Consider the following 18,315-nt stretch of genomic DNA (forward strand, 5'->3'; position numbering starts at 1 on the left):
AAAGTATACTTGTCTCCCGTTGTCGACTTGTTTACTCAGGAAGTGGTTGCTTATAGAGTGGCCAAAAATGCCTGCTTGCCGCTCGTCACGGATATGCTGACGGAGGCTATATCAACGCTTAAACCTAACTCAAAGCCAATTATACACAGCGATCAAGGTTGGCAATATCGCCATCGACAGTATCAGAAAAAGGTAGCAGAGGGTGGGTTAACGCAAAGCATGTCGAGAAAAGGCAACTGCTTGGATAATGCTGTTGCTGAAAACTTTTTTGCTTTACTCAAAACCGAGATGTATCACAACCAAAGCTTTGAAGATGCAGATGCTCTGATAGAGCAAATTAAAGAATACATCGAGTACTACAATACCAAGCGTATAAAAGTGAAACTAAAAGGCCTGACTCCGATAGAATATCGAACTCAGGCCTTGAAAGCCGCTTAACAGAAATGTCCAACTTTACGGGGTCACTTCATAGTCGCTGGCTTTTGCATATCTATAGGTCTACAAATATAGGTTTCGCTTTTCGATTAAAGAACCGCAGCAAGACCTTTACATAGAGGACCCATGTTTGACTTAGTCATGCCAGCAACACTGATACGGCCAGAGCCAACAATGTAGATAGCGAATTCGTCTTTCAGGCGAGTTACTTGCTCTTTGCTTAGGCCAGAGAACGAGAACATGCCGTTTTGGCGCTCGATGAATGTGAAGTCTGCATCAACACCTTCAGATTTCAGTGTGGTTACGAATAGCTCACGCATCTCTTGGATACGGTCACGCATTTCTGCCACTTCCGCTTCCCATTCAGCACGTAGATCAGCATCACCAAGGATGTGAGTTACTACAGCACTACCGTGCGCTGGTGGGTTAGAGTAGATAGAGCGGATGATGCTCTTAACTTGAGAGAACGCTGTCGTTGCTACGTCTGCAGATTCTGCAACTAGAGTGAATGCGCCCACACGCTCGTTGTACAAGCCGAAGTTCTTAGAGAATGAGCTAGCAACAAGGATCTCTTTGTTGTATTGAGCAAAAATACGTAGACCAGCTGCATCTTCTTCAACGCCTTTTGCAAAACCTTGGTAAGCAAAATCGAATAAAGGAAGCAGTTTCTTCTCAGCAACCAGTTTAGCCAGCACTTCCCACTCGTCAGTTGTTGGGTCGATACCTGTTGGGTTGTGACAGCAGCCGTGAAGAAGAACGATATCGCCTTCAGAAGCTTTCTCTAGGTCAGCAACCATGCCTGCGAAGTCTTTGTCTTTTGTTTCAGCGTTGTAGTAGCTGTATTGAGCTGTTTCGATACCCGCAGCAGCGAAAACGCCGTTGTGGTTTGCCCAAGTTGGGTTACTGATCCAGATTTTAGCATCGCCTAGTTGGCGCTTGATGAATTCGCCAGCAACGCGAAGTGCACCAGTGCCACCAGGAGCTTGTGCAGTTTTCGCGCGTTGAGACGTTACGATCTCTGCGTCTGAACCGAAAAGAAGCTTCTGAACCGCTAGGCCGTACTCAGCTGTACCTTCAATTGTCAGGTAAGATTTGGTTTTTTCGCTTTCAAGAAGTGCAGCTTCTGCTTTCTTTACTGTTTTAAGTACAGGCGTTTGGCCAGCTTCATTTTTGTAGATGCCAACACCAAGGTTGATTTTCTCTGCACGAGAGTCTTTTTTAAACTCTTCAGTAAGGCCGAGGATAGGATCGGCGGGAGCAGCTAACACTTTTTCAAACATAATCTTCATCCATGTCAATTGAGAGGGGATAGTATCTATGGGTAGTTATACCTGTATGGAATTTTTAAGACAATACGAAGTGAACAGAAAGGCCAAAAAAAATCCATTTCAATCAGATTTATTGACTAAAGAGGGTATTTGATAACAAAACACCCTACGGATTAACCTATAGGGTGCAAGAAGTTAGTGGTTTTTATATGGATTAGGCTGGTTGAGCAATAAAGCTTTCACGCTCGAGTTCACTTGGTACATTTTTGCCATCTTTGTAGGTCGCGGCAATCGAAACAAACTCTTGTTCGACTGCCAGAAAAGCTTGGACAACTTGCGGGTCAAAATGCGTCCCATTGCCCTCTAAGATGATCTGTTTAGCTTGTTCGTGAGTAAAGGCTGGCTTGTAAACGCGTTTCGATATTAGCGCATCATATACATCGGCTAATGCCATCAAACGGCCAGATAACGGGATATCTTCACCAGACAACTGATTAGGATAACCGCTGCCATTCCATTTCTCGTGGTGAGTCAGAGATATCTCCTTTGCGACTCTTAAGAAAGAGCTACTTCCTAACTGCTTTTCTGCAATAGATAACGCTTCAGCACCAATCGCGGGGTGACCTTTCATTATCTCAAATTCTTCGTCCGTCAATTTACCCGGTTTCAATAATACGCTATCAGGCACACCCACTTTGCCCACGTCGTGCAAAGGCGCAGATTTGTAGAGCAACTCGATGTAGTTTGGTGTTAACAAGCTTGAGTGGGTTTCTGATTTGCTGAGCTCTTGTGCGAGTACCTTTACGTATTCTTGGGTTCTCAGAATGTGAGCACCGGTTTCATTGTCTCGAGATTCGGCCAACGCAGACAAACTTACGATCGCAACGTCACGGGTCGTTTTGACTTCGTTTTGTGCCGTTTCGAGGCTATCAAGCATGGTGTTGGTCATTGATGCCATTGAGCCTAGCTCGTTGTAACCGAAAATAGGTAAACGAACGCCTTGTTCGCCATTGGTGACCTTGCTCAATGCACACTCTTGGCTAAGCAAAATGCGTTTAATCAGTTTGCTCCAAAGTGTCATGATGATGATTGCGTAGCCACCCAGCACCACTGCCAAATAAATGAACTCTTTAATCACGCTGATCTTGCCTGTGCCATCCAACAAGCGTTCAGGGTTGTGCTCTAACCAGAAGATATCTTTAACGGCAATCATCGTCAGCATGGTGGTCAGTGTAACCAGAAGTACGACGACTAACCCGATCATCTGTTTGACCAGAGAGCTTCTTTCACCAATCAATCGGAAATCAAATTGTCCAGACTCTTCCATCTTGTCCATTTGACTAAGCTTGGCATTCAGTTGAAGAATGGTTCCAGTAAAGAAGCCAAATAGGCTCATGCCAAACAGTACTTTCAAATTACTGTCTATGGTGAATTCATAGCTTAAGTTGTAGTAGAGCGCGAAAGGGACACTTGCAGCAAAAAATAACAGGGTATCGAGCTGCGCTAATCGACCTTGTTTGACTAAGGAGTGTTGCGCTAATAAGTAACGACGCGCGAGCCATAATAAGACAAACACAATACTGACTTGTGTGAAAATCTCTAACGTCGTTAAGCTTTCGAGCATAGGGCACACCCGACTGCCGTAGGTGCCAAACAGCACGCCAGCGATGACGTATAATTTAGTCGTTAGCGATTGATTGTAATTTGAAGTATCCATCGATAAGCCTTTGTTGATTTTCATCTTAGGGTTTCGTAACTAATCCTAAGTTTACGAATACGCGATTTTCACATTGATTTACGATTTTCACATTGATTCACGATATTGGAAATTTGCATGGTTAGCATAGCTGACGTGAATAAGACCGGAAATTCTATCGATAGCTTTCGTTGAATGATACAAGAAACTGGTTTGTGTTAGTGATTTGTTAGCTAGGTGGGGGTTATTGCAGCATTACTATGAAGATAATTGAATAGCCTCGTTGAGATTAGAGGCTATTCAGTCGGTATACTTGAGTGGAATCGCGAGTGATTGAGTTCGCTATCTACTTTAAAACAATTACTTTTTCAGGTTGATTTCAGCTTCGATAGAACCTGTTTCAATCTCAGGGTGAGACGCTAGTTTGTCTGATGCCCATTGGTTAAGGTGTTTCAGAATAGCAGACACCGCGTGTTTCTCAGTTGGTGCTTGGTCTTGATCGACGTCGATCTTCTGCTTTGGATGTGAGCCTGTTGCATCTTCAGCGATATGTAGCCAATCTGGGTGCCAGTAATATGGCTGGCCACTCGGTGTTGTCCAACTATGAACACCGTTTGACTCTCCTTTATAACTTAACTGGTCTGCTTCTATTTTTTTCATTGTTATCTCGCATGTTTTTTGGGTTACATCAAATTATAGAGGCGTAGAACGAACTTGGCTCCCGCCTTGGTTACAAACTTAGCAAAGCATACAAAGTTATCTGTGAACTAATTCACACTATTATAGAAATTAGGTCCAATCATATGGATAGCAGCAATAGTTGTTAACGTTAGTGATAAAATCCCCGGCTTATTAGAATTTATCTAGGTAGTACAATTAGATGGCGCGTTATGAAGAGCTTGCAAAGGATATTCGAACTCAGATCGCTAATAACACTTGGCGATCCGGAGAGAAGATCCCTTCGGTACGCATGAGTTGTCGAAATTACAACGTCAGCAATAGTACTGTCTTACAAGCCTACCAATTGTTAGAAAGCGAAGGGTGGATCATCGCTAAGCCTCAGTCGGGCTACTTTGTTGCACCACGTGTGGACGGCGTTGATTATGAACTGCCGTTAGTACACAAAAAGAAAGCCATTAATGATCGCTTATTCGACTTTTTGAAATCGAGTTCAGCAGAGGGTGTGATTCCTTTTGGCTCAGCGTTCCCCGATCCTGACCTTTTCCCATTACCTACCTTGACTCGAAACCTTGCCAGTGCTGGTAGAAAGATGACAGGTGCCAGTGTGATCAATAATCTGCCACCGGGCAGTGAGTCCTTAAGAAGACAAATCGCGCAGCGTTACCTGCAGCAAGGCATTACGGTTAACCATCAAGATATCGTGATTACCTCTGGCGCAATGGAAGCGCTTAACTTAAGTCTGCAAACGGTTACTAAGTCGGGTGATAATGTTGTGATTGAATCTCCCGCTTTCTATGGTGCTTTACAGGCCGTAGAAAGATTAGGACTCAATCCTATCGAAGTGGATGTTTGTCCAATCAATGGATTGAATATTGAGCAGTTTGAAAGCGCACTACAAAACCAAGATGTAAAAGCGTGTTGGCTGATGACGACGTTTCAAAACCCGACAGGGACAAGTTTGTCTGAAGAAGCGAAGCGCCGTGTAGTTCAGATTGCAGAACAACACGAAACCTACATTATTGAAGATGACGTATATGGTGACCTCTACTTTGAAGGGCATAAACCCAAGCCACTTAAAGCCTTCGATAAGACCGATTCTGTTCTGCTTTGTGGTTCGTACTCAAAAAGTCTGTGTCCGGGTTATCGGGTCGGCTGGGTTGTGAACACGCGTTTCAATGATGCCATTCAAAAGCTGCAGCTTCTTTCTACACTGTCGAGTAGTGCGCCTGTGCAGCTTGGCGTCGCACACTTCTTAACACATGAAAGCTACGACAATCACCTTCGTAAATTACGTAAAAATCTTCTAGTGAGAAAAGAGCGATTCATTGAGGTCATTAAGCAGTACTTCCCGCATTCCGTCGAGATTGAAGAACCGGCTGGTGGTTACTTCATATGGATTCGCCTTTCCGCCAAATTCGACAGTCAACAATTTTACCAACTAGCGATTGCTCAGGGGATCAGCGTCGCTTCAGGCGATCTGTTTAGTGAGCAGGGCAGAGTCGATAACGCGATCAGATTGAACTTCTCTTATGAACTCACAGAAGAGAAAAAACAAGCACTAATCTTGCTTGGCAAACTGGCACATCAACTTACGCATTCGTAAAATCTTAAGTCACTCATAAAACAGAGCATGATTTCAACTGTACGGATTGTTTCTGGTGCAACTGTACGCCTTGTACAACAAAGAGTTGTGATTCAATACAGTTAGACCAAATATTGGAGATACCGTTATGTTGAAAATGACTATGGGAAATGAAGTTAAGCTGATTATCGTCGCGATTGTGTGTGCGCTTCTGCTTATTCTCGGCCACGTATTGCTGGCAAAAGCCTTCGCTGATATGGCTTGGGCTGAATATACAACAGCGGCTATCCCGTTCGTTATGATGGCAATTTGCGGTCTCGCGATAAAATACGCTATCGACCAAGATGTCGATTAAGCCGATTATCCAGTGGAATTATTTTAAGCCCTGCCAGAATTTGGCAGGGCTTTCTCGTTTTAAATGACCTGAACTTTTGCATAATTGCATTAAACCTGAGCTCTGAAGGTTATCTCATACTTTAATGCCACAGGCTTTGTAAGTCTGTGTAAGCGAGAAATGGTGATTATTTGGAATATGCATCACCTTTAGTCAAAAACTTGGCTTATTGGTTGTGCTAGGAAATAACCAGAGCCTACCTTTCGTTGTTATATATTCACGTCAATTATTGGTCGCTATGCGATAAAAGTGACCAGAGTAAAGGCTTACAGTACCTTACAGGTTTAAATTTCCCATTTATTACAATTGGTTATGACTAATTGAGATGCGGGATTATGAGATTGAAATATACAAAAACAAACCTGTGCATGTTGGCTTTGTTAGCCACCAATGCTTCAGCAAGCGAACTCCATGTTGATTTGAATCGACTAAGCAATTTTTCGGAAGTTGGTACTAATAGATTGTCTATTACCAGTGAATTTATCGGCTATGAGCTTGATGAGGGAAAGTATCGTTACGCAAGAGATGTTGACTTAAACGGCTTAGATTGGGCTTTTCTTTATGGAGAGCATCAAAGAAAAGATAAACCCAATAGCGCCTTAATTGGTGATGTGAAGGTTATTGGTGATTTAAAACAAGTCGCTACTTCAGAGACTAAAAATGCAGTTGGTAATCGTTACTACTGGCAAGACGGCGACTCTACGGATTATAACCAAGAGCTGGCTTTTTCAGGTTTACTTGTTGGTTCTAGTGGTTTCTCTTTTGACGTTCAGCCGAGTAAAGAAGGGCGATTTTCTGTAGAGCTTTATACACATAATTGGCTGTCTTCTGCTGATGTAACCGCATGTATTAACAAGCAATGCATCACAATTAAAAATGACATTTCCTTTCACATGACCAGTGTCAAAAATACGATTGTTTTCGAATCTCAATCGCCAGATGACATCGTAGAAATCTCATATTCACGCCAATATAGGCAGTTTGATTTTGAATCGAGACAAGGCTATCACGCTATTGAGGCTATCCAGTTGAGAGAGGTTGAGTAACATGAAAAGAATCATTCTAGCATCAGCAATTGTAGCGAGCTTTTCTGCTCACTCAGGTCTCGGGAAAATGGATCGTTCGGTCACTCAACACAAAACGTTCGCTCTACAAACTCAGTTCGATTTTGCCTGTCATATGAATGCGGGTTCCGCGACCTTAATTGACCCTTACTGGGTGATAACGGCAAATCACGTATCAGGCTCTAAAAGTGAAGGGTATGAAAATGCAGTAACTTGTTCTTCTTATGAAAAAGATGAGAACGGTAAGTTCAACGTTATTCATACATCTCGTGCGACAACTGACCCTGATGGTGAGTGGGGGGAGTATGAATTTACCGATGGCATTTATGATTTCGCTCTGGTGCGCTTAGACACGCCAATCATCGGGATTAAGCCTGCGAAGTTACCAGAGAAAGGGATGTTCGATCATTCAGAGGTTTATGAAGTAAATAGCGTTGGCTTTGGTAACTATAACGGCCGTAATGGCGGGAAGAAATTTGTTAAGTACAATGACACAGATAAGAAATGGTTAGCTGAATATAAATATAACCCGGTGATCATGCCTCAAAGTGATTTGCAGTGGCTGATCATCCATGGCGACTCAGGTTCAGGCATTACGATTGAACGAGACGATGAGTTTTACATTATTGGGGAGATAGGCCTTCAATATTATGGCGAGCTTGGTTGGCAAGATACCTTTGATGATGTTTTGGGGAGATTAGATTCCTTAAACAAGGATATGAGGGAGCATGGGTTTAGTTACACGAAGCCAGTCAATCTTGGTGACGTAAGATGGACGCCAACGACCCAGAACAGTATCGAAGATCTTCACGCCTTTTACAGCTATTGGAAAGCTGGAAGTATGGATTTTAATGGTACTTATTGGACGAAGGATGGCGGTATTTACAACACAGCTTATGCGCAAGAAGGTGAAACGTACACTTTTGAAACTGTCATTCCTGCAAACCCAAAAGCGCCCGCTTTTGATGTGTTTGTAAATGGTCGTCAGGTTGCTCATAACATTAAGGCGGATAAGGAGAGCTTATTCTTTAAAGTGAATGCTTTTGAGCAAAAGGGTGATCAGATGGTGATTGAATTTAAGCCGCTAGAACAGACGGGCGAGAAGATACTTTTAGATCACTTTTTGGTTCGAACTGTTGAGTAGATTGAGCTGTTAATCTTTTATCAGTAGGCGCTTAGCAATAGGGGCTTATGAACATACCCTTATAAATAAGTGCGTATAAAAAAACCTCCGTATATACGGAGGTTTTTATTTATCTGGTGCTGACTTCGTTAAAGAAGAAGCAAGCCGATATTAGAAGTTAGCAGAGCGTGGTGTACGTGGGAACGGGATAACGTCACGAACGTTGCCCATACCTGTTACGTAAGACACTAGACGCTCAAAGCCAAGACCGAAGCCAGCGTGAGGCACAGTGCCGTATTTACGTAGGTCGCGGTACCAGCTCATGTGCTCAGGGTCGATACCCATACCAATCATGCGCTCGTCTAGAATGTCTAGACGCTCTTCACGTTGTGCACCACCGATGATTTCACCGATGCCTGGTGCAAGTACGTCCATTGCTGCAACTGTCTTGCCGTCGTCGTTTAAGCGCATGTAGAAAGCTTTGATGTCTTTCGGGTAGTTCTTAACGATAACAGGAGCTTTGAAGTGCTCTTCAGCTAGGTAACGCTCATGCTCAGAAGACATGTCGATGCCCCACTCAACGTCGAATTCAAATTTCTTACCAGAATCTAGTAGGATTTGGATTGCGTCAGTGTAGTCAACTTGTGCGAAATCAGCGTCTACGAATTGCTCTAGACGAGTGATTGCTTCTTTGTCGATGCGAGAAGCGAAGAACTCAAGGTCGTCGCGGCGCTCTTCAAGAACAGCAGCGAAAACGTACTTAAGCATGTCTTCAGCCAGTTTCGCTACATCGTCAAGGTCTGCAAACGCAACTTCAGGCTCAACCATCCAGAATTCAGCTAGGTGGCGGCTTGTGTTTGAGTTTTCAGCACGGAACGTAGGACCGAACGTGTAAACCTTGCTTAGTGCACAAGCGTAAGCTTCAGCATTAAGTTGGCCAGATACTGTTAGGAAAGTTTCTTTACCGAAGAAATCTTCGTTGAAGTCAACTTTGCCTTCGTCAGTGCGAGGTAGGTTTTCCATGTCTAGCGTCGATACGCGGAACATTTCACCAGCGCCTTCTGCATCAGATGCAGTGATAAGCGGAGCTGAAGTCCAGAAGAAACCTTGCTCGTGGTAGAAACGGTGAATCGCTTGAGATAGACAGTTACGTACACGTGCTACTGCGCCGATCACGTTTGTACGTGGGCGTAGGTGAGCAACTTCACGAAGGTATTCGATAGAGTGACGTGTCTTAGCCATTGGGTAAGTGTCAGCGTCTTCAACCCAGCCTACAACTTTAACGTCAGTTGCTGCTAGTTCGAAGTCTTGACCTTTCGCAGGAGACTCAACAATCTTACCCGTTACTTCAACAGAGCAGCCAGTTGTTAGCTTTAATACTTCGTCTTCGTAATTATTAAGATTATTAGGAACCACGGCCTGAATCGGGTCGAAACAAGAGCCGTCATAAATGGCAAGGAAAGAGATTCCAGCTTTGGAATCACGACGTGAACGGATCCAGCCGCGAACAGTTACTTCACTGTCTACCGCTAGCTTGCCGCCAAGTACGTCTGTTACAGGCGCGTAAGTCATGTTGATTTCATTCTCCATTGAGGGACAAATTCAACTCAAAGTCTCTGGCATTACTGCAAATAAACATACATTTGCACAATAATTAGCCGAAACATTAAGTTGTATAAACTTTTTAAATCGATTGAACATATTACCTGTCATACCGACAGCTTCAACCTTTATTCTTGCTTGGTGAAAGAAATATTGTGTCTACTGACCAGAAATACCTTTTAGGGTGTGTTTTTTGTTCGATCTTAGCGTCAGCCTTACCTTTCACCCTATGTGAGCTGTTGAACGAGCAAGACGTAATCGAAACCTTTGTTTTCAATAATGGGAGTGTGATTGTGTTGAGACTCACTCTATATTGGCGCGGATTCAGTCATTTTGGACTTGATCACCTTCTTAATTTCCCACTAAAGCTACAAGAGGAGTTTAATATTCACGTGTTAATTACGCCGCCTTAACCCCTGCATTCTCTCTACACCCGCACTTTTCGAGCGCTCGCTCATTCAAGAAAAACAGTCGATCAAATTATGTCTGAACAAGGCAGGACTGGCTGTACAAGTAAAAGAGAATTACATGCTTAATTATTTAAAAAAACACTGGTTATCAAACGTTAAAGGAGATTCATTATCTGGGATTGTGGTTGCACTCGCATTAATCCCTGAAGCCATCGCATTTTCAATTATTGCAGGCGTTGACCCTAAAGTAGGGCTTTATGCTTCTTTCTGTATCTGTGTTGTAACCGCTTTGGTTGGCAGTCGTCCGGGGATGATCTCTGGGGCAACGGGCGCAATGGCGCTGTTGATGGTCACCTTAGTGAGAGAACACGGGCTAGAGTATCTACTCGCAGCTTCATTTCTTGCTGGCGTCATTCAAATCGCGGCTGGATACCTCAAGCTTGGTAATCTGATGAATTTCGTTTCCAAATCGGTGATTACTGGGTTTGTTAACGCGCTCGCTATTCTTATATTTATGGCTCAGCTCCCTGAGTTGATCAACGTCCCTTCGAGCGTTTATGTATTAGTCGCTTTGGGTTTGGCGATCATTTATCTGCTTCCTTATTTTCCCAAGTTTGGTCGTGCAATACCTTCTCCATTAGTCGCGATTGTTGCCCTGACTATTATCAGTTTGTTATTTGGTTTAGATGTCAGAACGATTGGCGATATGGGCAAGCTTCCGGATTCACTGCCTGTGTTCTTGATCCCTAATATTCCATTCACGTTTGATACGCTCACAACCATCCTTCCATATTCTATTGCTCTATCTCTTGTAGGCTTATTGGAATCATTGATGACGGCGACGATCGTGGATGACCTGACCGATACTGAAAGTAATAAGAATAATGAATGCAAAGGGCAGGGCGTAGCGAACATCGTGGCTTCACTATTTGGTGGTATGGCGGGGTGTGCGATGATTGGCCAGTCGATCATTAACATCAAATCTGGCGGCTTAACCCGATTATCCAGCCTGATCGCCGGGGTTGTTTTACTGCTAATGGTGGTGTTTGTTTCTGATTGGTTGAAGCTGATACCGATGGCCGCTTTAGTGTCTGTGATGATCATGGTTTCAATCGGCACGTTTTCATGGCGCTCTGTTGTTGAGCTTAAAGACCACACACTCCCAACCAATGTAACCATGTTAGCAACCGTGGCGGTGGTGGTGTTTACTCACAATCTCGCAATAGGTGTTGCGGTTGGCGTGGTGTTATCGGCTCTGTTTTATGCGCATGCCAGCAAATCCATGGTGTTTATATCCGATGAAGTGGTGACTAACGAAATGCACACTACCCACCGAGTAAAAGGCCATGTCTTCTTTGCGTCTTCAGATGCGTTTATCGATCTATTTGATTATGACAATGCGACCTCTTTAGTGACCATCGATATTTCGGATGCGTCTTTCCTAGATAACACGTCGGTTGAGGCGCTTGATAAGGTCGTATTTAAGTTCCGTAAAAAGGGCGCTTATGTAGAAGTCGCAGGAATGGATACCGTGAGTGCGAATCTGATATTCAAACACGCGATGTACCACAAGCATAAAGATTTAACTGCGGTTTCCATTACGCACTAATCGTGGTTTAAGGTACTTTAAAAGCCTAAAAGCCTAAAAGCCTAAAAGCCTAAAAGCTTAAAAGCCTGAGCTAGACATTGTTATGAAGATAAAGCGCTCATCTTTGAGCGCTTTTTTGTTGATGTCGGTAGGGGAGTTCTACCGACCTATGACTGACCTTTATCGTTGGTTTTTGAGTTCGATAAGGTGAATTGGTTGATAAGAGATTCAAGGTGATCAGACAGCTCTTCTAAATCATTACTGATTTCACGAGTCTCAGCCGCAGACTGCGATGTGTTGTCGGCGTGAGAAGTGATGGTTTCAACCTTTTGTTGAACATCTTCGGTCGCGTGTGTAGTGGATTGCGTCTGTTGTTGAATATTTCTCGCATGAGCCAGCACTTGTTTCATTTCTTCAACGACACCATTCATTTCAACGGACAGTGCGTCGATATCTGTTGAGCTTTGATGTGCTTGTTCGCAAACGCGATCGGCAGAAGTCAGCGACTCTTCACTGCCTTGCTGGAACTGATGAATGATAGACTCAATACTGCCAGTTGCCTCTGCCGTTCGTGATGCAAGATTTCGAACTTCATCTGCCACCACTGCAAAGCCCCGACCTTGTTCTCCCGCACGAGCCGCTTCAATCGCCGCATTTAAGGCTAGAAGATTGGTTTGGTCGGCAATGCCACGAATCACGCTCAATATTGAAGAGACCTCTCCGGTTTTCTCATTGAGTGTCAATATTTTGTGTTTCACTTCTTCTATGCTGCTGACTAGGTTCTTTATCTCACTACTTGCATCATGTGCTTGGTTAGCACTTTTACAGGCCACATCAGCGGTATGATTGATGAGTTCTGACGCGGTTAAAGTGGCTTGTTCTACATTGACTTGCTGCGCCTGTATCCCTTCGATATTGTTTTGTACTTCAGCGGTTTCGTTTTGTTGATCGCTGGCGGCTTGCTCGGTAATTTGTGCAACACTGGTCAGTTGGTTGGCAGACGCATTCAGTTTGTGCGAGGTGTCTTGTACCCTCTCTAAGCTGTCGGAAACCGTGCCCATGAACGAGTTGATGGAGTTAGCAAGCGTGCCAATTTCATCCTTGCTTTGCTCTGGCAGCCGAGTTGATAGGTTTTTATCACTGCTGACTTGGGTCATAAAGCGAGAGGTTTGTTGAAGCGGGCGAACGATTATCTTACGAATCAATCCCATAGTAAGAACGAATCCGGCAAAGGAGATCACCGCCATGATACCGATCGCTGTCATCGTTTGAGTATTGATCAGCGAGTTGACATGGCTAAGGTTATATTCAAGTCGAATTGCACCTAATACTTCCCCTTCTGGCGCCATATGACATGCCACACAATTGGTGCCGCGATAGTTCTCGCTCGACTTCATTGGCAGAGCAATAACCAAGCCTTTTCCCCAATCGGCAGAAAAGGGTTCGATAACGGTTTCACCCGCTAGCGCTCGTTTATCAATATCATCCATAGGTGTTTGGTTGTCATTGCCAGGCCCGTATAACTTACTCACCGCATCAGCACGCAATACACGAACATTTTCAATGCCTTCTTGAGCTAACGCTTTCTGACGAAGAGTCTCTTTTTGTGCCATGGTGCCAGTGAGCATCATCATATTGAGGCTATCGAAATAGTTGCTCGCTTTATCGTGAAGCTGCTCACTTAACACTGAGTTTACAAGCTGCTTTTGCTGTGAATATTGAAAGTAGGTCGATATTGCTAATAGAAAAGTGAACACGATGGCGAGGGCCACTAGGATTTTAAAGGTGATTGTTGAGCGCATAAGGTGTTTGTTTTTATTAATTATAATGACGCGCATACTTTACGTGTAAGAGACCCTACCACCTATGAGGTATAACCGATTGTGTGACCACACTCCGGTTGTGGTTATGTTTCTGTGATGTAGCGAGTTTGTGATGATGTTCTTTGGGCGAATGAAAGGGAGTTTATCGTTAAATTTGAAGGGTATGAAAAGCCCAATAAACGTACATGGCTTAAACAAAAATCACTTTCTAAAAGGCACCTAATAGATGCCTTCTTCTTCGTATTATTCAATCTGGCTTAACTGCTGAGTCAGTATCATTCCAGTGAGCTTTTACCTAGTTAGGTTTAAGCCCAGTTGAAGTGCCATGCTTAGCTCATTGCGTTCAACAATCTCCTCGACAACTTTGCCTTCATCATTGAATCGGAAGTAAGTAAGGCTAGTCCAAGTAACGTTTTTGCCATTCAGTTGGTAGCCTTTCCACTCATCAGCACCTTTAGCTCTGTGAGTGAGCGCAACAACAACTTGATGGCCGTCTTCTACGATTTTTTGAAACGTCGTTTCCAGTGATTCATATCGGTCAGTAACGTGAACTTTTAACATGGCTTCGAACTCAGAGAGGCCATTAATTATCTTATTGCAATCAGGTCGATGGATCATTGTATCTTCAGCGAAATATTCGCCAATACGGTGAGTTTGTTTACCGTCTACACAATGCTTAAAGTAGTCTTTTACAACCTGAACTTGTTTGCTTGTCATGGTTTCTATCCTTATGTTTGTTGAGTGCCAACAATCTAATGGAACGTTACTGTCTTGAGTAGAGCCCATTTTGTGGATAATCTGTCGACAATATGTAAACAGTGGGGTGAGGTCATGAACGTATTAACGTCTATTAAGTCATTTATTGTGACTGTTGAGGAGGGCAGCTTTACAGGTGCGGCTAAGAAGATCGGAGTGTCGAAGTCTTTGGTTAGTCGCCATGTAAGAGAGCTTGAGGCTTACCTAAATACTCGCTTATTGAATCGTTCTACCAAGTCACTGTCCTTAACTGAGGTTGGTCGTCGCTATTTTAATGAGGCTCATGGGTTGGTCGACGGCATTGAAGATTTAAATGATTCTTTGAGGTTTGATAGTTCAGAAATGGTTGGCTCTTTGAGTGTTATGGCGCCTAAAGGTCTCACTGAGATTATGTTGATGCCCTTCATTTTGACATTTTCAAACAAATACCCAGATGTGGCGTTAAATCTCATGCTTTCAGATGGTGTTCAAGATCTCGCGACGGTTGGTTATGACATTGCGATTCGTTCTGGTGATTTAGTTTCGAAAGACTTAGGAATGATCGCGCGCACTATCTTTGTAAATCAGAACTTGGTTTGTGCTTCACCTAAATACCTAGAAAATAATACAGAGATTACAACGCCAATTGATTTAGCTAATCACACCATAATTGAAGATCCAAACCTTAAGAATGATGGTGTGTGGAGGTTTGAGCTTAGTGGGCATTTTCATGATGTAAATCTGAAGCCAACCCTCACGGTAAACAGCGTGCAAGCAGTGAAGGTCGCTGTTCGTTTAGACTATGGTATTGCAATGCTACCAAAGCAATTGGCCGAAGAAGATATAGAGTCTGGCGCAATTGTGGAAATTCTGCCGCAGTATGCGCTTAAAGAAAGAACGGTTTACGCACTTTACCGCGAGCGAGTGAATACGCCGCGCAAAGTGAAGGTGTTTATTGATGAACTATGTGAGCACTTCTCTTGCTGTTGAATATACTGGCCAAGCGTCATTATTAAAATCCACTTGCCAAAACAGGTGGATTTTTACTTTTACTTTCAATTACCGATTACCGATTACCGATTGCCAGTTAGCTGACGGTTGAAAGGGGAATGGCGTCAGAGATTGATTTTTCTAATCTGATGGCGATAAATTTCGAGGTAGGGGTAAAGGTTCGTTCACCATAGCTGTCTAGAGGAACCAAAGGGTTGGTTTCAGGATAGTAAGCCGCCGCCTGACCCTGTGGAACGTCATAAGCCACCAAGGTAAATCCTTTCACTTTTCTCGTTACACCATCTTCCCAAAGCGACACCATATCGACCTTGTCACCCGGTTTAAAACCGAGCTTCAATATATCGGCTTCATTGATAAACAAAACTTCGCGCATACCAAAGACACCGCGGTAACGGTCATTCAAGCCATATAACGTGGTGTTGTATTGGTCATGGGAACGCATGGTTTGCAAGATCAGATCGGGTTTATTGCCCCCCTGCAAGACCGCTTCATTAATCAGCTGTTTTGGCAGTTCATTGGAGCCAAATTGCGCTTTGCCGCTGAGGGTGTTCCATTGACGGTTTGCGGCAGGATTGACTAAATGAAATCCACCCGGATTTTCCAGTTTCTGATTGAAGTCAGTAAAGCCCGGAATCGTATCTGCAATGAGGTCTCGAATATGTCCATAATCTTGAATGACCCAATTCCAATCGATTGGATGGCTGCCCAGTGTGGCATTGGCAATACCCGCGACAATGGCTGGTTCAGAACGTAAATACTCTGATCGAGGTTCGAGCTGTCCGTAAGAGATGTGAACCATGCTGAAGGTATCTTCGACGGTGATGCCTTGTGGCCCATTAGCTTGTGTATCGATTTCCGTTCGCCCCAAACATGGCAAAATCAAGGCATCTTGACCGGTAACAAGGTGAGAGCGATTGAGTTTGGTTGAGATATGAACGGTAAGGTCACAATTTTTCATCGCCAGATGTGTGCGAGGAGTATCGGGTGTAGCTTGCGCAAAATTACCACCTAAACCAATAAAGACTTTCGAGCGTTTTTCCTCCATAGCTTTAATCGCTTGTATGGTGTTGTGGCCTACATCTCGTGGGACATTGAAGTTAAAGCGGCGTTCTATGCTATCTAGAAATTGGTTTGAGGGTTTTTCATCGATACCCATCGTACGATCGCCTTGGACATTACTATGCCCCCTAACTGGTGATAGCCCAGCACCTGGCTTACCGACGTTGCCGCGCAACAATTGCACATTGGCTACTTCTTTGATGGTTTGTACTGAATGACGATGTTGTGTTAGCCCCATAGCCCAACACATGATCACCTTTTCTGAACGGCGGTACATGTCTGCGACCATTTCTATTTCGCTTAAAGCTAACCCCGATTGTTCAGCGATATGCTCCCATGTTGTCGCATCAACTTCTGCTAAGTATTCATCAATACCTGTGGTGTGTTCGCTGATGAATTTACGATCAAATATGGCTTTGCCTTCGGTTGCGAGCGCATCACGTTCCCATTGCAGCAAATATTTAGCCATCCCACGAAATACCGCCATATCGCCACCTAATGCTGGTCTTAAATAAGCGGTATTGGTTGGTTTTGAACCATTGCTTAACATTTCAACTGGAACTTGAGGATTTTGGAAACGTTCAAGTCCACGTTCTTTCAATGGATTGAAACAGATCACCTGAGCGCCGCGTTTTACCGCTTCACGCAATGGTTCAAGCATGCGGGGGTGATTAGTTCCTGGGTTTTGCCCGAGCACAAAGATCGCGTCTGCTTGTTCAAAGTCGTCAAAAATCACGGTTCCTTTGCCCACACCGACCGTATCTTTCATGCCAATTGCACTGGCTTCGTGGCACATGTTTGAACAGTCAGGGAAGTTATTTGTTCCAAACGCACGGACGAAAAGTTGGTACAAAAACGCCGCTTCATTACTGGCTCGACCCGAAGTGTAAAATTCGGCTTGATGTGGCGAGTCGAGTTGCTTCAAATGCTTGGCTACGAGCGAAAATGCTTCGTCCCACGCGATAGGGATATAGTGGTCGGATGCAGCGTCGTACTTCATCGGATGGGTTATTCGACCTTGGTATTCCAGCCAGTAGTCTGTTTGTGATGACAAGGATGTTACGCTGTGTTCAGCGAAAAACTCAGGATCCACAAATCGATTTGTGGCTTCCCAGTTCACGGCTTTTGCACCGTTCTCACAGAAGTTCACTTTACTGCTGTGTGGGGATTCACCCCATGCGCATCCCGGACAATCAAAACCACCGTTTTGATTCGTTTTAAGCATTGTTCGAATGTTTTTGATGGCGTTTTCGCTGCCCCACCAACTCTTAGTGACGGCTTTTAACGCACCCCAACCACCAGCAGGACCTTTATATTTTTTTATCTGTTCTTTTTGGCTCACAACTGCACTCCTCACACACGGGAACGGCAGTAAACAAGGGAACCGGTAAAAACAGGCGCGTTATAAAAATAAGGCGGGAGTAAAACGGTTTTGATTATTTGGTATCGATACCTGTTTACTGCTTTGAATATTTAGAAATAGACTGGCTAATTGTTTGCCATGATCTAAATCAAAGGTTATGCCGTTAAGGGGCGGTGCGTCCAATTGATATTGCCGACTAAGTGATAAATAGAATCTATCATGGCGAGTAAATATGGAAAGTGTCGCTTTTGTCACAGTGATAAATGGACTTGTCACAGTGATAAATAAAATTTATTAGTCAGTGCGATGTGAGCTCTACTTTACGAGAGATTCGTTGGGCAGCCTTGATATAGCTGAGTCTCCCGTGATAGTTGCTGTCTATCACGCTATAGATAATTTAGATTTGACCTATATTTAAATTAGGCATACTTTGATTTAAATCAAAAATACCGTTGTTATTTTAGCTGTTGCTTTACAGATT

The 18,315-nt window shown here is 43.8% G+C and carries 14 protein-coding genes; 7 read left to right on the forward strand and 7 right to left on the reverse strand.

The features are described 5' to 3' along the window. The coding region (locus H5300_RS05325) for an IS3 family transposase (protein ID WP_182795588.1) at window positions 1–438 on the forward strand (438 nt) is incomplete at its 5' end. 86 nt (window positions 439–524) lie between these two features. Here H5300_RS05325 and H5300_RS05330 read toward each other — a convergent pair. The 3 genes from H5300_RS05330 to H5300_RS05340 form a co-directional block, all read right to left on the reverse strand. Beyond that, a complete protein-coding gene (locus H5300_RS05330; protein WP_017086475.1) occupies window positions 525–1,715 on the reverse strand; it encodes an amino acid aminotransferase in 1,191 nt (396 codons plus the stop codon). Window positions 1,716–1,917: 202 nt separating this feature from the next. After that, a complete protein-coding gene (locus H5300_RS05335) occupies window positions 1,918–3,444 on the reverse strand; it encodes an HD-GYP domain-containing protein (RefSeq protein ID WP_102503386.1) in 1,527 nt (508 codons plus the stop codon). Between the two features lie 315 nt (window positions 3,445–3,759). Then, complete coding sequence (locus H5300_RS05340) at window positions 3,760–4,059, reverse strand: hypothetical protein (protein WP_004734705.1); 300 nt, start codon at window positions 4,057–4,059, stop codon at window positions 3,760–3,762. Window positions 4,060–4,279: 220 nt separating this feature from the next. On the opposite strand from H5300_RS05340, the gene H5300_RS05345 reads away from it, so the two are divergent. The 4 genes from H5300_RS05345 to H5300_RS05360 all read left to right on the forward strand — a co-directional run bounded on the left by H5300_RS05345 (window position 4,280) and on the right by H5300_RS05360 (window position 8,264). After that, window positions 4,280–5,683 (forward strand): PLP-dependent aminotransferase family protein, encoded by a 1,404-nt coding sequence (locus H5300_RS05345; protein ID WP_017090527.1) that lies wholly within the window; start codon window positions 4,280–4,282, stop codon window positions 5,681–5,683. Between the two features lie 127 nt (window positions 5,684–5,810). Then, window positions 5,811–6,017 (forward strand): hypothetical protein, encoded by a 207-nt coding sequence (locus H5300_RS05350; protein WP_004734707.1) that lies wholly within the window; start codon window positions 5,811–5,813, stop codon window positions 6,015–6,017. 407 nt (window positions 6,018–6,424) lie between these two features. Further along, the gene (locus tag H5300_RS05355) at window positions 6,425–7,102 is read left to right on the forward strand and encodes a hypothetical protein (protein ID WP_017094356.1); all 678 of its coding nucleotides are present in this window, start codon (window positions 6,425–6,427) and stop codon (window positions 7,100–7,102) included. Between the two features lies 1 nt (window position 7,103). Continuing rightward, window positions 7,104–8,264, forward strand: a complete 1,161-nt coding sequence (locus H5300_RS05360; RefSeq protein ID WP_182795589.1) for a serine protease — start codon at window positions 7,104–7,106, stop codon at window positions 8,262–8,264. Between the two features lie 150 nt (window positions 8,265–8,414). Here H5300_RS05360 and asnS read toward each other — a convergent pair whose 3' ends face one another. Beyond that, window positions 8,415–9,815: an asparagine--tRNA ligase gene (asnS, locus tag H5300_RS05365; protein ID WP_004734710.1), complete on the reverse strand. Its 1,401-nt coding sequence runs from the start codon at window positions 9,813–9,815 to the stop codon at window positions 8,415–8,417. A gap of 558 nt (window positions 9,816–10,373) precedes the next feature. Here asnS and H5300_RS05370 point away from each other — a divergent pair. Next, on the forward strand, window positions 10,374–11,864 hold the full coding sequence (locus tag H5300_RS05370) for a SulP family inorganic anion transporter (RefSeq protein WP_108194967.1): 1,491 nt from the start codon (window positions 10,374–10,376) through the stop codon (window positions 11,862–11,864). 146 nt (window positions 11,865–12,010) lie between these two features. Here H5300_RS05370 and H5300_RS05375 read toward each other — a convergent pair whose 3' ends face one another. Further along, complete coding sequence (locus tag H5300_RS05375; RefSeq protein WP_182795590.1) at window positions 12,011–13,645, reverse strand: methyl-accepting chemotaxis protein; 1,635 nt, start codon at window positions 13,643–13,645, stop codon at window positions 12,011–12,013. A 312-nt stretch (window positions 13,646–13,957) separates the two neighbouring features. Continuing rightward, the gene (locus H5300_RS05380; RefSeq protein ID WP_017086469.1) at window positions 13,958–14,383 is read right to left on the reverse strand and encodes an ester cyclase; all 426 of its coding nucleotides are present in this window, start codon (window positions 14,381–14,383) and stop codon (window positions 13,958–13,960) included. 114 nt (window positions 14,384–14,497) lie between these two features. Here H5300_RS05380 and H5300_RS05385 point away from each other — a divergent pair, with 114 nt between their 5' ends. Next, window positions 14,498–15,391: a LysR family transcriptional regulator gene (locus tag H5300_RS05385; RefSeq protein WP_017086468.1), complete on the forward strand. Its 894-nt coding sequence runs from the start codon at window positions 14,498–14,500 to the stop codon at window positions 15,389–15,391. A gap of 97 nt (window positions 15,392–15,488) precedes the next feature. Here H5300_RS05385 and H5300_RS05390 read toward each other — a convergent pair whose 3' ends face one another. Further along, window positions 15,489–17,813, reverse strand: coding sequence for an FdhF/YdeP family oxidoreductase (locus H5300_RS05390; RefSeq protein WP_182795591.1), 2,325 nt, complete (start codon window positions 17,811–17,813; stop codon window positions 15,489–15,491). Window positions 17,814–18,315: the final 502 nt, after the last annotated feature.

This window comes from Vibrio sp. SG41-7 (assembly GCF_014164465.1).
Lineage (GTDB): Bacteria > Pseudomonadota > Gammaproteobacteria > Enterobacterales > Vibrionaceae > Vibrio > Vibrio splendidus.

Excerpts from the sequence above, each read along its gene's own strand:
- H5300_RS05335 (WP_102503386.1), bottom strand. The coding sequence starts at position 3,444 with ATGAAAATCAACAAAGGCTTATCGATGGATACTTCAAATTACAATCAA.
- H5300_RS05345 (WP_017090527.1), top strand. The coding sequence starts at position 4,280 with ATGGCGCGTTATGAAGAGCTTGCAAAGGATATTCGAACTCAGATCGCT.
- H5300_RS05370 (WP_108194967.1), top strand. The coding sequence starts at position 10,374 with ATGCTTAATTATTTAAAAAAACACTGGTTATCAAACGTTAAAGGAGAT.
- H5300_RS05355 (WP_017094356.1), top strand. The coding sequence starts at position 6,425 with ATGTTGGCTTTGTTAGCCACCAATGCTTCAGCAAGCGAACTCCATGTT.
- H5300_RS05340 (WP_004734705.1), bottom strand. The coding sequence starts at position 4,059 with ATGAAAAAAATAGAAGCAGACCAGTTAAGTTATAAAGGAGAGTCAAAC.
- H5300_RS05330 (WP_017086475.1), bottom strand. The coding sequence starts at position 1,715 with ATGTTTGAAAAAGTGTTAGCTGCTCCCGCCGATCCTATCCTCGGCCTT.
- H5300_RS05360 (WP_182795589.1), top strand. The coding sequence starts at position 7,104 with ATGAAAAGAATCATTCTAGCATCAGCAATTGTAGCGAGCTTTTCTGCT.
- H5300_RS05350 (WP_004734707.1), top strand. The coding sequence starts at position 5,811 with ATGTTGAAAATGACTATGGGAAATGAAGTTAAGCTGATTATCGTCGCG.
- H5300_RS05375 (WP_182795590.1), bottom strand. The coding sequence starts at position 13,645 with ATGCGCTCAACAATCACCTTTAAAATCCTAGTGGCCCTCGCCATCGTG.
- H5300_RS05380 (WP_017086469.1), bottom strand. The coding sequence starts at position 14,383 with ATGACAAGCAAACAAGTTCAGGTTGTAAAAGACTACTTTAAGCATTGT.
- H5300_RS05385 (WP_017086468.1), top strand. The coding sequence starts at position 14,498 with ATGAACGTATTAACGTCTATTAAGTCATTTATTGTGACTGTTGAGGAG.
- asnS (WP_004734710.1), bottom strand. The coding sequence starts at position 9,815 with ATGACTTACGCGCCTGTAACAGACGTACTTGGCGGCAAGCTAGCGGTA.